Consider the following 14,718-nt stretch of genomic DNA (forward strand, 5'->3'; position numbering starts at 1 on the left):
ATGCACACAACAGACGAATTTTATGAAATTATTGCATCAGCAATTGCAGTAAAAAAAGAAATGATTGATGAAAACCTTACCTACCAGGAAATCCCGGAATGGGATTCTATGTCCCATCTTCTTATAGTAGAAGCATTGGAACAGTTCTACCAAATAAAGTTTGATTTTAATGATATTCTTGAAATGGGAACTGTAGGAAAGATCCGCGACAAAATGAAAAAATACGATGTACTCGTAGAAAACTAAGTATATGAAAATTTTAGAAAATGTAATTGCCAACAGAAGCCTCTCTTTTATAGAGGCTTCCAGTGGCAAAAGTGTTCCGGTAGGAACATTGTACCGGTCATTAGACCTGAATCCTGTAGAAAAAGGATTGATTTTTTTATACAATGACAATCAGCTGTCCAGTATTGAAGTTTTACTGAACTTCTATGGTACGGCTCATGCCATTGCAATTCTGGGACAAAAGCTTCACCCGGACTTCAAAGAACGCCTGGAAGCAGAATACCGTCCGAAATACATCTTTGATCCGTCACGGGAAGAGTTTCAGGGATATTCATCCAGAGAATTCTCAGAAACCATTAAAATCTTTGTTAGAGAAGATTATAAACCGGAAGTTTCCATTCATCCGGATATTAAGATTCTTTTAAGCACCTCGGGAACAACAGGAGTTCCTAAGCTGGTTAAGCTTTCGGATGAGAGTCTTTATAAAAATGCGGTGAGTATTCTGCAATACATGCCTATCCTGGAATCGGATGTAGTTCCGTTAAATGTCCCAATTAATTTCGTGTATGGTTTTTCGATTTTCACTACCAACTGTATGCGGGCAGGGAAAATAGTATGCACGGATAAAGATATTATGCAAAAGGCATTCTGGGATGAAATGGAAGAGTACGGATACAGTACACTGGGTGGCGTTCCATACCTTTATGAAAATCTGAACCGAATAGGCTTCTTCAGAAAAGACAGTAAAAGCCTACGATACATGACCCATACGGGAGGGGTGATCAACGGAGAACTTCGAAAAACGATCTTCAATTACTGTCATGAATTTGAAAAACAATTCTTTGCCCAATATGGACAGACAGAAGCCGGAGGAAGAATGGCTTACCTCAGTACCGATGGACTTCTTGAAGAAGAAACGTCTATTGGTAGCCCGGTACACGGCGCAAGCTTTGAGATCGATCCGGAAACAGATGAACTTCTTTTCTTCCATGAAAGTATATGTGGAGGATATGCCAATACACTCCATGATCTTGCAACTTATGAGCAACCCAAAGTGCTTCGTACAGGAGACACCGCCAGGAGAGGACAAAATGGACTGTATTATATTACAGGAAGAATAAAACGCATCATGAAGCTATTCGGAATTCGTCTCAACCTGGATGAGGTTGAATTTATTCTTAAAAATGAACTGGAGGGAAACACATTTGTATGCCTTAATTCCAATGACAAAAAGATCATTGTATTATATGACAACAATGAAATTGATCCTCAGATTATCACTGAAACCATAAAGAATAAATTACGCATCAATCCTCAATATGTACGCACGGAACATATAGAGACATTTCCACTATCACAAAACGGCAAAATAAATTATCCCCTGTTACAAAACCTTCAGCATGAAAACATTTAGAACCCTTATATTACTTTTACTTCTTGTCAGCTTTCCCGTAATTGTCTCTGCACAACAGAGCGAACGTGTCAACGGCAAGATCATGCTGTCTGATAAAGCACCGGTAAAAAACGCGCTTTTAAGACTAGTAAATACGCCTTATCAGGCAAAAACCAATAATTCAGGAGAATATTATTTTGACAACGTGCCGCCTGGGGAGTATACTCTTCAGGTGGTTTTAAATGATATCGAACTCACACGTGAAACCATTCGTATTGAGAAAGATGTCTATGAAATCCCGGTTATTTATACCGCGGTGGAGAACAATGTTATTGAAGGAATTACCGTATATGCTGTAAGCAGAAATAAATTTCTCGATAAGGACAGTACTTCAATTGCTAAAATGCCGTTGAAAAACCTGGAAAATCCACAGATGTACACCAGCATCAATCAGCAGATCCTTAAAGAACAGCTTGTTTATGATGTTTCAGATGCCTTGAAAAACGTTCCTGGTGTTGTGAAAATGCAGGGAAGCGCCGGAAGAGCAGGAGACGGAAGTTTCTACTATAATTTAAGAGGTTTTCCAACAAGAGTTTCGATGGTAGACGGTGTCCCGGCAACCACCAACTCTGAAATTGATCCTTCAGATATTGAACGTATTGATGTAATCAAAGGACCTTCCGGAACATTATATGGTGGAGCGGTAACATCATTTGGCGGACTGATCAATGTTGTAACCAAAAAACCAAAAGATTATTTCGGGGGAGAAGTTTCCTATTTATTGGGAAGCTATAACCTGAATCGTGTTACAGCTGATGTTTATGGTCCGATCACCGATTCCAGAAAAACTTTATTCCGATTAAATGCAGCATATCAGTATCAGAACGGATTCAGAGATTCTGAGTTCAGAAAGTCTATGTTTGTGGCTCCTACACTGAGTTACCAGGTTAATGACAGATTAAAGTTCAATCTTGGAGCGCAGATTTATACCTACGAAGGAACGAATACGCCGATTATTTTCCTTGCCAGAACACGCCCGTTTGAAGCACATACTCCCCAGGAGCTCGGATTTGACTGGAAAAGATCATATTCCAACAATGATATGAGTTTAAAAGCTCCGTCTATCAATGTAAAAGCTGAGGTTAATTATAAAATTTCCGACAACTGGAGTTCGCAGACTTTGATTTCGAGAAACTACAGAAAAACAGAGGGATTATACCAGTATCAATTTATCCGATCACCTAAAAGAGATGATATGCTGGAGCGTAATGTACAATGGCAGAATTCAGAAGGAGCTTCCACAAGTATCCAGCAGAATTTTAACGGACAATTTAAAATTGGGAAAATTAAAAATAAACTTCTTATCGGATTGGATTATTTAAATCAGTCACTGAACAATAATAATTCTCCAATCGTAAAGTATGATACGATCAACGGAAGGGATCTTACGGGTAAATACGGTGCGATATCAAAAGATCTGGCACTTCAGAAAATACAGATTTTCACACAAAATGCTATTACTAAAACAGGAAAATCGCCATTGGAAAGAAATACAATTTCAAGTAATATGTATGGGGCTTATATTTCTGATGCCGTTTATATTACCGACCGTTTAATTACATTGCTAAGTTTACGTTTTGATCATTATGAAAGTAAAGGTCAACTTGACCTCAATACCAATACGAATACAGGTGCATTCAATCAGAATGCCTGGTCACCGAAACTGGGTATTGTTTACCAGGTATTTAAAGATCGCCTGTCTGCATACGCCAACTATATGAATGGTTTTAGCTATGTAGCTCCGAGCTCTCAGCCGCTTCCAGATTATAGCGGAGATTTTAAACCTCAAAGATCTAATCAATGGGAAGCTGGAATTAAAGGAAATTTGTGGAGAAACAAGGTGAATTTCACGATCGGATATTACAATATCCTTGTCGACAATATGCTAAGGGCAGATGTTGTGATTCGAGATGGAAAAGGGTATAATGTAACCATTCAGGATGGAGAACAAAGAAGTAAAGGAATTGAAATTGAAACCATTTTAAACCCTATCCATGGTTTAAATATTATGGCAGGATATTCATACAATGACAGTAAATTTGTAAGATCCGCGGCCAATGTGGAAGGCCGCCGTCCTTCATCTTCCGGTCCTGCAAATGTATTCAATTCATGGATCAGTTACATACTCCCAATCAACGGACTACAGGGATTAGGTATAGGTTTCGGACTTAATCGTGTAGGTAAACAAATAACAGTGGATAATGCAACTACAGGACAATTTATATTTCCTGCCTATACATTGATCAATGCTTCTGTCTCTCTTGAAAAAGAAAGATACAGACTAGGATTTAAAATGAATAATTTAGGGAATGCCCAATATTTTGCAGGGCAAGGTGTTGTAGTAGCCCAAATGCCTCGTAATTTTGTAGCTGAGGTTAGCCTTAAGTTTTAATAATGAATTCTAAATTGAGAAAAATCACATATCAATTACATCTATGGCTCGGACTAATGTCCGGGCTTATAGTTGTAATAATGGCAGTTACCGGCTGCATCCTGGCATTTGAAAAAGAATTAAAACATACGTTCTATCCTGAAAAATATTTTGTCAGATCAGTTAAAAATGAAAAGCTCCCGTTTTCGGAACTAAAATTGAAAGCCGAACAGGCATTACCTGACAGCTTAAAACTTAGCAGGGTAGAGATATCTTCCGATCCTTACCGCAGTTATGCATTCCGTTCCCTGAAAATGAATGACGAAGCATGGACATATTGGGGAACTTACATTTATTATTACCGGGTTTATATAGATCCTTATACCGGAAAAGTCCTTGCAGTTGAGAACGCCAAAACCGACTTTTTTGAAATTGTGATGGATCTCCACAGAAGATTATTGCTTGGAGAAAAGATAGGAAAGACCATTACGGGATATTCCACACTGATTTTAGCGATCATGCTTTTTTCCGGCTTAGTGATCTGGTATCCCCGTAAAATGAATAAAAATGCATTGAAAGGCATGTTTTTTATTAAAACATCAGCTAACTGGAAAAGAATTAATTATGACAGTCACAATGTTCTGGGTTTTTATGCTGTGATCCCTCTGCTTCTGATCTGCTATTCCGCAGTGATATGGAATTTTGAAAATATTGATCAATGGATAAAGAAAACTTTAAACGGAAAGGCCCACACTGAACAAAAAGCTAAAAGTACAGTACCCGCCACCGGGTTCTCCAATCAAAAAATGATCCTGGATATCGTAGGGAATAAAGTGGAAAAAAGTCTGGCAGGTAAAAAATCCGCATTGATCAGTTTTCCCAAAAAAGAAGAGGGAACGTACTATGCAGAGATAACATATGGTGATAAACAATACCAGAATGAGCAATTCAATTTTGATCAATATACCGGGGAAACTTTAAAACATCAATTGTATAATGACAAAAATATCGGGAACGGAACCGCTCTAAGAGGAAGAAATTACGATCTGCATACAGGAAGTATTCTGGGTACGGCAGGCAGAATTTTATATCTCATTGCTGGTTTAATTGCAGCATCACTTCCCATTACAGGGTTTATGATTTATCTAAACAGGAAAAAAAAAGAAACCAACAAAAAGGAGTCATGCAAAAATTCATAAGCGAAGACATTCCTTTTTTCAAAATAGCCACTAAAAAGAGTAATAAAAATAGTACTCATTTTTTTGGGCTTCAAAAATTACGAAATCAGTCTCTTTACATTTTCAGATAAAATTCTGATACTTTGTTCCATTTCTTCGAAAGTTAAGTTTCCAAATCCCAGCCTCATTGCCGTAAGATTTTTGTTTTGATACAATAATGTTTTAGGAATGAATAGGTTATTTTGAGCGCAATTCCTGCTGAGCTGCATAAGGTTCAGGGGAACATTCCACTCAATCCAGATCGCTAGGCCGCCTGATGGTTTTTGGAACCGTATATATTCCCCGAGATATTCTTCCAGTAAAAGAGCGAACTGGTCCCTTCTTTCCTGATAAATTTTGACCGATTTCTTAAGATAACGATGAATTTCTCCTTCAGCAATCATTTCACCCAATACCTGCTCCATAAGAATATCACCCTGACGGTCTATAATTCCCAAATATTTCCGCAATTCAGTCATCAGGTTTTCCGGAGCCACAATAAATCCTGTCCGGAATCCCGGGGCCAGTGATTTTCCGAAAGAACCGGTGTAAACAACCATTCCGTTTGTATCTGCACTTGCTAAAGGAAGGATAGGACTCTTATCATAATGGAAGTCATAATCGTAATCATCCTCCAGGATCACAAATCCAAATTCGTTCGCCAGGTTCAGCAGCTCTAGTCTTCTTTGAGCACTTAACGTTACCGTGGTAGGATAGTGGTGGTGAGGAGTGAGATATAACATCCGTATCTTTTGCTTTTTACAGGTCTCCCTTACATATTCCACCATAATTCCTTCTTCATCGATAGGAACAGGAACAATATGAACCCTGGCTTTCTCCAGTATCATATTAACCGAAAAATAGCTCAGTGCTCCTACCAATACAGTGTCGCCTTCTGATAAAAGTACTTCCGAGACAATATAGATGCTCATTTCCGTACTTCTTGTAATAAGCAGATTTTTTTTTGGAAATAGGAAGCCCTCTTGATAGATTCAGGTAATGAGAAAGGTTCTTTTTAAAGAATTCACTTCCGTCATGATTATAATGGCCAAGCATTTTATGATGTGCTTTACGCTTGAGAATAGCACTGTAAATCTTGGAATGCTGGTCAATCTGTGTTAACCTGATATCCGGTACCCCATCATTCAACAGATATTCACATGCAGAATGCTCAAATGGGTTATCGAGGATATTGGACGTTTTAAAAGAAAAGCCTGTTGTTTTCGGATAATGTTCAAGGTCATTGGTTTCAAAATTTTTAACCTTTGTAGGCTCATCCTTATTTTTCCCGATAACAAATGTCCCCTTATTCGGGATGCTGTCCACCCAGCCCTGAGCAAACAGCTCATCATATACGGCAACAATCGTATTACGATGCACTTCAAGGGTTTGACTTAAAGCCCTGGTTCCCGGAAGTTTGGTCCCAAAAGGAAGGTAACCACGCTGAATCGCATTGATCAGCTGATTGGCAATCTGCATATATATTGAAGCGTCTGAACTTCTGTTAATTTTGACAAAACTCTGATAAGGAATTTCAACCGGACTATCCATAATATTAAAACTGGCACCATTCAACCATCCGGCAATATACTACATTTGAATCAAAATAAAAATACATGGAATTTTACAATCTATTAGAACGTATTGTAAAAAATAATGAGGTTCATGCCAAATGGCTGAATACATTATCTTTTATGGAGAATGCAGGAGCCAGAAAAATTTCCAGCTGTGAGCATCCTACCCAGGTGAGCCAGATCCAGCTAAAACATGCAGCAGAAGAACACCGCCATGCCTACTATCTGAAAAAGCAGATCGGAAAGCTTAATCCCGACTTCTGTAAAACCTATGAAAAAGAGGAGCTTCTGGCTTCATTGGCAACCCGTCAATATCTGCACTCTTTGGATATTAAAGCGTGTAAATATTTACAAAAGGCATTTTCCTTAACCAAAGAAGAGCTAAAATATGCGGCTTACCTTTTTGTAACCTATGCCATTGAAGTACGTGCCGATGAGCTATATCCCGTATATCAGGATATCCTGACTAAAGAATCTTCTAAAATTATGGTAAAGTCAATCATTCTTGAAGAAGAAGGACACTTAGAGGAAATGATCAATCAACTGAATGAGTTTTCACCAGACTGGCAGCTTCATGCAGAAGAGATTCTTAAAATTGAACATCAGTTACATCAACAATGGATCAGCTCCATTACAAAAGAAGTAATACAGCTGAATTAAAAATGGGAGGGGGTCAATTAGCTCATTTCCAGCAGGCATTGGATAAAAGAAGAGAGCAGGGAATCTTCAGGTCTCTCCGGCCTAAGCTTGAAGGAACAGATTTTTATTCTAATGATTATCTGGGTCTGGCACAAAATAAAGCATTTCAGCATTATTTGCTCGGGCAGGTTCAGAATAATCCTGCATTATTAGCAGGCAGCACCGGATCAAGACTAATCAGTGGTAATAGTGCAGTAGCCGTTCACACGGAGGAATTTATTGCCCACCAACATCAATACGATTCAGCATTGCTTTTTTCTTCCGGATACAATGCCAATCTGGCTTTGTTCTCAACCCTGCCAGGAAGACAGAATACTATTATTGTAGACGAACACATCCACAGATCGGTACACGATGCCTGCTGCATCACCCATGCAAAAAAGATCAAGTTTAAACATAATGACCTTATCAGCTTAGAAGAAAAATTAAGCAAAATTCAGGGAAACTGTTATATTGGCATTGAAAGCCTGTATTCGATGGAAGGTGATTTTGCTCCGATCCAAAAAATCGTTGAGCTGGCAGAACAATACAATGCCCATCTCATCGTGGATGAAGCTCATTGTTTTGGTGTTTTAGGATATGGATTAGTTAATGAAAATCAATTACAGGACAGGGTTTTGGCTACTGTGATAACTTATGGTAAAGCTTTAGGGGCACATGGAGCAGCTATTTTAAGCAGTCGGCTGATCAAAGACTATCTCATTAATTTTGCCTCTCCTTTTATTTATACCACATCAGCACAGGATGTTCAATGGAATTCTGTAAAAGCCGGATATGATTTCCTGAAAATCCATCCTGAATTAGCATTAGAACTACAGCACAATATCACCTTTTTTAGAAAACAAGGACTTCAAAGCCCTTCATCAGAAAGCAGCCCGGTACAGGCTATTGTTATTCCTGATAATCACCAATTACAATTGCTTCAAAAAACATTATCGGAAAAGGGAATGCTCACCTATGCAGTCTACAGTCCAACCGTGAAAGAAGGAACAGAAAGATTGAGGATTTGTCTGCACAATTTTAATACCGAAGAAGATATTATTGAGCTTGCCACAACAATCAGAGAAATTATGTGAATATAAAATAACGAAATCACAGAATTGAGGATTTGTAGTTGATTATCAAGAGGTAAACGCCTTCTACTTTTTAACAACATTATAAATCCACAATTTTAAGATTCAGCAAGTAAGCTGTTCAGCGATTTCGCTTTTAAACAATATTAAACCTATGAAATTATTTGTCACCGGAATAGGAACCGAAATAGGAAAAACAGTTTGTTCAGCAATTTTAACCAACCATTTTAAAGCAGATTACTGGAAACCCGTTCAATCCGGAGATCTGCATTATACGGACAGTATGAAAATTAATAATTGGGTGGGACATGAGGTCTGTTGTTATCCCGAAACCTACCGTTTACAATTGGCAGCTTCTCCTCATCAATCTGCAGCAGCAGAAGGAAAACAAATCAGTGTTGAAGATTTTCAGTTACCTGATACATCAAATACCCTGGTCGTAGAGGGAGCCGGAGGATTAATGGTACCACTTTCGGATCATGAATTTATGATTGACCTGATAGAAAAACTGCAGTTACCTGTTGCCCTGGTAGTCAGAAATTATTTAGGATGTATCAATCACACTTTGTTATCCATAATGGCTTTAAGAGAAAGAGGGCTTTCATTAAAATACCTGATCCTTAACGGATCTTTTCCCACCGATACAGAACGGGTGATCATCAACTATATAGAAAAAGAAACCCATATCATCAGAATACCTGAGATAGATTCAATTACAAAAGAAAACATAGAAACAATATCAAACAATTTAAAACACGTATACAATGGATAAAACAACAAAACTTAGAAATGACTGGACGAAAGAGCAGATAGAGGAAATATTTAACCTGCCTCTATTAGAACTTGTATACAAAGCTGCGACCGTTCACCGGGAATGGCATAACCCTGAAGAAGTACAGATTTCAACATTATTATCAATAAAAACAGGAGGTTGCGTGGAAGACTGTTCCTATTGCGGACAAGCTGCACGCTATCATACGAATATCAAAGTACAGGCCCTACTTCCTACAGAAAAAGTAATTGAACATGCTCAGAAAGCCAAAGATTCTGGATCTTCAAGGTTCTGTATGGCTGCTGCGTGGCGTGAAGTACGCAACAACAAGGATTTTGATCGCGTAATCGATATGGTGAAAGGAGTAAACGAGCTCGGATTAGAAGTGTGCTGTACATTGGGAATGCTCACAGAAGAGCAGGCAATACGTTTACAGGAAGCAGGGTTATATGCTTATAACCACAATCTGGATACCTCTGAACAGTATTATGAAGAAATTATTTCAACGCGTACATTCGACAACAGGATCAATACCATTAATAACGTTAGAAAAGCAGGAATTACTGTATGCTCCGGAGGGATTATCGGTCTTGGGGAAACCAATGGGGATCGTATTTCCATGCTGCTGACATTAGCTACAATGCCTAAACACCCGGAATCCGTTCCGATCAATGCCTTAGCCAGAGTAGCCGGAACCCCTCTTGAAAACAACCCCAAAGTAGATACCTGGGAAATGGTGAGAATGATCGCTACCGCAAGAATTGTAATGCCATCATCAATGGTTCGTTTGAGCGCGGGACGCATCGAGATGACCGAAACCGAACAGGCATGGTGCTTTATGGCAGGAGCTAATTCCATTTTTACCGGAGAAAGGGAAACTCTTTTAGTAACGCCAAACCCAGGAGTTTCGGAAGATATGCAAATGCTCAATACCCTCGGATTGAAACCGATGAAAAAAAGAGAAGAAGCCTTTGTGAATAGTGAAAGTTAGAAGTTAGAGGTTAGAGGTTAGAGGTTAGAGGTTAGAGGTTAGAGGCAAAATTACAGATAAGTCCAGGTCTTTATTCTTTATTCTTTATTCTTTATTCTTTATTCTTTGTTCTTTTCTCTTTTCTCTTTTCTCTTTTCTCCTCTTTTTCTCCCCTTCATCATACACACTAAAACAACACACAATATAAATCAATCTATGCCGAACGAATTACAAAAAAGAGACCGGGCCGTGAACTGGCATCCGTATACTCAGATGAAAACAGCTGACGATGCAATTCCTATCGTCAAAGGAAAAGGAGTATATCTCTATGACAATGAAGGTAAAAAATATATCGATGCTGTTTCATCATGGTGGGTTACTTTGCACGGACATGCTAATGAGCATATTGCCGAACGTGTTTACAGTCAGCTGAATACATTAGAGCAAGTTATTTTTGCCGGATTTACCCACGAACCGGCGATACAACTTTCTGAAAACCTCCTGAAGCTATTACCGGATAATCAGGAGAAGATTTTTTATTCAGATAACGGATCTACTGCGGTAGAAGTTGCTTTAAAAATGAGCATCCAGCATGCTTATAATCAGGGAAAATCAAAAACAAAGATACTTGCTTTTAAAGATGCTTATCATGGAGATACCTTTGGAGCGATGTCAGTGAGCGGAAGAAGCATCTGGACCCAGCCTTTTGGCGAAATGCTGTTTGAAGTGATCTTCATAGATACTCCGAATTCTGAAAATCTGGAAGAATTAAAAATCCGGATTGAAGATTTTGCCGATGATGTGGCCTGTTTTATTTACGAACCATTGATACAGGGAGCTGCCGGAATGCTGGTACACCATGCTGAAGATCTTAGTAAGCTTATGAAGTTCTGCAGGGAAAAAGAAATCATCCTGGTTCAGGATGAAGTTTTTACAGGATTCGGAAGAACGGGAAAACTTTTTGCAGCGAATCACCTGTCCGAACAACCTGATATCATGTGTTTTTCAAAAGGATTAACAGGCGGAACAATGCCAATGGGTATTACAACCTGCTCAGAAGTGATTTTCAATGCTTTCTTATCCGATGATAAATATAAAACTTTATTCCATGGTCATTCCTTTACAGCAAATCCTTTAGCCTGTGCTGCGGCACTTGCCAGTATGGAGCTTTTATTACAGCAAGATACACAACTTGCCATTGAAAGAATCTCCCAACAACATGCTGATTTTACAAAAATCCTTCAGCAGCATAAGAAAGTGGAAAATGTCCGCCAAATGGGAACCATTCTGGCCTGGGAGCTCAAAACGGATCAGGGAACTTCATACTTTAATGAAACCGGAAAAAAGATCTACAATGAATTTCTGTCCAGAGGAATTATCATGCGCCCGCTGGGAAATGTGATGTATCTGGTTCCTCCTTATTGCATTACCTCAGAAGAGCTTGATTTCATTTATGAAAATATCATAGACGTTCTTAACCTATTTCTGAAAATGAAATAGCCCATACTCTCGCTGCCGGCAACGATACACAGATTTAAAAAAACACAAAATTATGATCTGTTACATTAAGCATGGTATGCGGGAGTATATTTTTGCATCTTTTTTCGCTGATTGGAGAAGATACTGAAGAAAAGTAAATCTTTAATTCCACGCTGTCTAAATTTAAAGTTTAATGATCAATTTTTCCCATGAATATTGATTCTTACCCCTTAAACTCTTAAATTAGCTCCTCATAATAACTATTACAATGATTCTTGAAACAGAGAGATTAGTCCTCAGAAACCTCCATGTAAGTGATAAAGAAGCTCTTTTCGAATACCGGTCAGATGCTGAAACCAATGAATTCCAAAGCTGGATCCCCAAAACAATAGATGAAGTGGAAGCTTTTATCCTTAGAAATCCTAAAGAATTCAATCAACCGGAAACCTGGTATCAGCTTTTGATTACGGACAGGAAGACAAATGACGTGATCGGGGATGTTGGCATCCATTTTATAGACAGTGACAACAAGCAAGTCGAATTTGGAATTACCCTGAACAAAAAACACCACCATAAAGGGTATGCTTCAGAAACATTGAAAAGCCTGATTGATTTGATGTTCAAAGACTTTAACAAGCATAGAATTACAACCTCTGTTGACCCCGCAAACAAAAGTTCAATTGATCTCATGAATCGTATAGGTTTCAGAAAAGAAGCTCATTTTGTTGAAAGCTTATATATAAATGGTGTTTGGGTTGATGATCTCGTTTTTGCTTTATTACAAAAAGAATGGCTTAATAAATAGCTTTTTGAATATATCTGGCACAATTTTGCCATGATATTTCACAATATCACTACGTATTTAATTAAATATTTTTAGCGCATGAAAAATTTGGTAAACCTGCTTCTGGTACTGATCACTTTCGGGCTTACACCCGCACAAAAACTCATCCACAAAGAAATTTTCAGCCCAAGGATGAACAAAAATATCAAAACCATTATCATTACACCCGATATTAAGCCTAAAGAAACGTATAAAACAGTTTATATTCTTCACGGGTTCAGTGGGAATCCGGACAGGCTGGTAAAGGAAGACCTGCCTAATCTACTTGACAAAGCCAAAACCTACAACACCATTTATATCCTGCCTGATGGCAATTACAGCAGTTGGTATGTAGACAGCCCTTTAAAAAAAAGACTCACAATATCAGACTTTTATCGGAAAAGAGCTGGTAGACTATATCGATAAGAATTATCCTGTAAAAAAAGAGAAAAAGTACCGTGGTATCTTAGGATGGAGTATGGGTGGCTATGGTGCGGTAAACATCGGCGTAACTTATCAGGACACTTTTGGGATTGTGGGAAGTTCATGTGGAGCTTTAGACCTTAAATCTATTGGAAAAGGTTACGAACAATACAAAGTTAATGAGGTTTTAGGCCCTTTGGAAAAGCTTGATCCAAAGTTTCTTACGGACAGTAAAATAGAGAAAATGATCGGCGCCAATCAAACCTATATTTTCGATTGTGGTACTGAAGATCAGCAAATGATCATGATGAACAGGAAATTTCATGAAAAACTTGTAGCCAATAAAATCCAGCATCTGTACACAGAATCACTGGGCGGCCACACTACGGAATACTGGAGCAGATCATTATCAGATCAACTGGCTTTGTTCAATAAATATTTTGATAACAAATAATTAAAAATAATTTGAGATAGTGATTTCAAAAATCTAAGAAATCGCACTTACTATAAAGTATGGAATAAGCCTTATATAAAGCAAATTAATCTTTTACAGCCATTTCATTTCCTATTGAAATGGCTTATTTTTTGGATGTTCATTCTAAATTAATTTCTATGATATCCATATTGCTCTTAGAACTCAACTGGAAAGAATTACTAATGGGACATGAGGAATGGTCATTTATTCTTGAAATCATTCTTCGTACAGCTATTATGTTTCTGACAATCATTATTGGCCTCCGTGTTTTAGGCAAAAGGGGTGTAAAACAACTCTCTATTTTTGAACTTGTTGTTATTATCGGTTTAGGTTCTGCCGCCGGAGACCCCATGTTCAATAAAGATGTCGGAATTATTTCTTCCATCATTGTTTTCCTCGTGATCATCATTATGTACAGCATCATTACCTATCTGATCGGAAAATACAAAAACGTTGAAAAAGTCATTGAAGGAACTTCTATCTGCCTTATTAAAAATGGAAAGTTTGCTATTGAGAACTTCAAAAAAGAAAATCTGGGAAGCGATGAATTTTTTGCAGAGTTAAGATTAAAAGGCATATCACAGCTGGGACAGATCGAAACAGCTATTGAAGAAATTTCAGGAGAAATCAGCGTATTTTATTTTGAAGATACCCAGGTAAAATATGGCCTTCCTATTATGCCGGACTCTTTAAAAAAAACCGTAAAGTACATCGATGAAGAAGGATATTATTCATGTACTTTCTGTGGACAAACGGAAATAAAAAATCAGGGAAACGCAGGAGATTGTCCGGTTTGTAAGAAGGATGAATGGGTATTGGCAAGCAATAGGAAAAGAGTGACATAAACATCTATTGAAATTTAAAAAATTCCTAAACTGTAAAAATTGAGTTCTAGTAAAACTTTTTTTTTATTTAGCAATCTTTATAAATCGCGGTACTCCTGGCAAACTTAAAAAAACAATCCTGATCATCTCATGATAATTAAAGTTTCCTAAAATCTAAGTGTTCTTTTTTCCTTATATTTGTTATCCCAAGTATCAGTTTTAAATAAAAACTGTGAAAAGTCTCATTAATCATGAACCCTTTTTATAACATTAATTTCCTCTTTACATGGTAATATCTGTGTAAAGCAATGGAAGAATACTTGTAAAAAACACTCAAATA

General features: G+C 37.8%; 13 protein-coding genes and 1 pseudogene. 13 read left to right on the forward strand and 1 reads right to left on the reverse strand.

Annotated elements, in window-relative coordinates:
• The 4 genes from ACJ5H0_RS02735 to ACJ5H0_RS02750 are packed head-to-tail and all read left to right on the forward strand — an operon-like array spanning position 1 to position 5,248.
• Complete coding sequence (locus ACJ5H0_RS02735; protein ID WP_172282766.1) at positions 1–246, forward strand: acyl carrier protein; 246 nt, start codon at positions 1–3, stop codon at positions 244–246.
• 4 nt (positions 247–250) lie between these two features.
• The gene (locus tag ACJ5H0_RS02740; RefSeq protein ID WP_411247018.1) at positions 251–1,639 is read left to right on the forward strand and encodes an AMP-binding protein; all 1,389 of its coding nucleotides are present in this window, start codon (positions 251–253) and stop codon (positions 1,637–1,639) included.
• Entirely contained in the window at positions 1,626–4,070 is a 2,445-nt protein-coding gene (locus ACJ5H0_RS02745; RefSeq protein WP_273648002.1) for a TonB-dependent receptor, read from the forward strand. Before ACJ5H0_RS02740 ends, ACJ5H0_RS02745 begins: the two co-directional genes overlap by 14 nt.
• A gap of 2 nt (positions 4,071–4,072) precedes the next feature.
• Entirely contained in the window at positions 4,073–5,248 is a 1,176-nt protein-coding gene (locus ACJ5H0_RS02750) for a PepSY-associated TM helix domain-containing protein (protein ID WP_411247019.1), read from the forward strand.
• Positions 5,249–5,325: 77 nt separating this feature from the next.
• On the opposite strand, the pseudogene pdxR reads toward ACJ5H0_RS02750, so the two are convergent.
• Positions 5,326–6,817, reverse strand: a pseudogene (gene pdxR, locus ACJ5H0_RS02755) (MocR-like pyridoxine biosynthesis transcription factor PdxR).
• A 65-nt stretch (positions 6,818–6,882) separates the two neighbouring features.
• Here pdxR and ACJ5H0_RS02760 point away from each other — a divergent pair.
• The 9 genes from ACJ5H0_RS02760 to ACJ5H0_RS02800 all read left to right on the forward strand — a co-directional run bounded on the left by ACJ5H0_RS02760 (position 6,883) and on the right by ACJ5H0_RS02800 (position 14,399).
• Entirely contained in the window at positions 6,883–7,500 is a 618-nt protein-coding gene (locus ACJ5H0_RS02760) for a hypothetical protein (RefSeq protein WP_411247020.1), read from the forward strand.
• A 2-nt stretch (positions 7,501–7,502) separates the two neighbouring features.
• Entirely contained in the window at positions 7,503–8,615 is a 1,113-nt protein-coding gene (locus ACJ5H0_RS02765; RefSeq protein ID WP_411247021.1) for an aminotransferase class I/II-fold pyridoxal phosphate-dependent enzyme, read from the forward strand.
• 151 nt (positions 8,616–8,766) lie between these two features.
• On the forward strand, positions 8,767–9,384 hold the full coding sequence (gene bioD, locus ACJ5H0_RS02770; protein ID WP_411247022.1) for a dethiobiotin synthase: 618 nt from the start codon (positions 8,767–8,769) through the stop codon (positions 9,382–9,384).
• The gene (gene bioB / locus ACJ5H0_RS02775) at positions 9,377–10,375 is read left to right on the forward strand and encodes a biotin synthase BioB (RefSeq protein WP_273648007.1); all 999 of its coding nucleotides are present in this window, start codon (positions 9,377–9,379) and stop codon (positions 10,373–10,375) included. Before bioD ends, bioB begins: the two co-directional genes overlap by 8 nt.
• 195 nt (positions 10,376–10,570) lie before the next feature.
• Entirely contained in the window at positions 10,571–11,854 is a 1,284-nt protein-coding gene (bioA, locus tag ACJ5H0_RS02780) for an adenosylmethionine--8-amino-7-oxononanoate transaminase (protein ID WP_411247023.1), read from the forward strand.
• A 247-nt stretch (positions 11,855–12,101) separates the two neighbouring features.
• Entirely contained in the window at positions 12,102–12,638 is a 537-nt protein-coding gene (locus ACJ5H0_RS02785; RefSeq protein ID WP_411247024.1) for a GNAT family N-acetyltransferase, read from the forward strand.
• A gap of 78 nt (positions 12,639–12,716) precedes the next feature.
• On the forward strand, positions 12,717–13,082 hold the full coding sequence (locus ACJ5H0_RS02790; protein WP_411247025.1) for a hypothetical protein: 366 nt from the start codon (positions 12,717–12,719) through the stop codon (positions 13,080–13,082).
• Positions 13,075–13,533 (forward strand): alpha/beta hydrolase, encoded by a 459-nt coding sequence (locus tag ACJ5H0_RS02795; RefSeq protein ID WP_411248052.1) that lies wholly within the window; start codon positions 13,075–13,077, stop codon positions 13,531–13,533. Before ACJ5H0_RS02790 ends, ACJ5H0_RS02795 begins: the two co-directional genes overlap by 8 nt.
• Before the next feature lie 158 nt (positions 13,534–13,691).
• The gene (locus ACJ5H0_RS02800) at positions 13,692–14,399 is read left to right on the forward strand and encodes a DUF421 domain-containing protein (protein ID WP_172282746.1); all 708 of its coding nucleotides are present in this window, start codon (positions 13,692–13,694) and stop codon (positions 14,397–14,399) included.
• The last annotated feature ends 319 nt before the right edge of the window (positions 14,400–14,718 follow it).

This window comes from Chryseobacterium proteolyticum, assembly GCF_046591535.1.
GTDB classification, from domain to species: domain Bacteria; phylum Bacteroidota; class Bacteroidia; order Flavobacteriales; family Weeksellaceae; genus Chryseobacterium; species Chryseobacterium proteolyticum.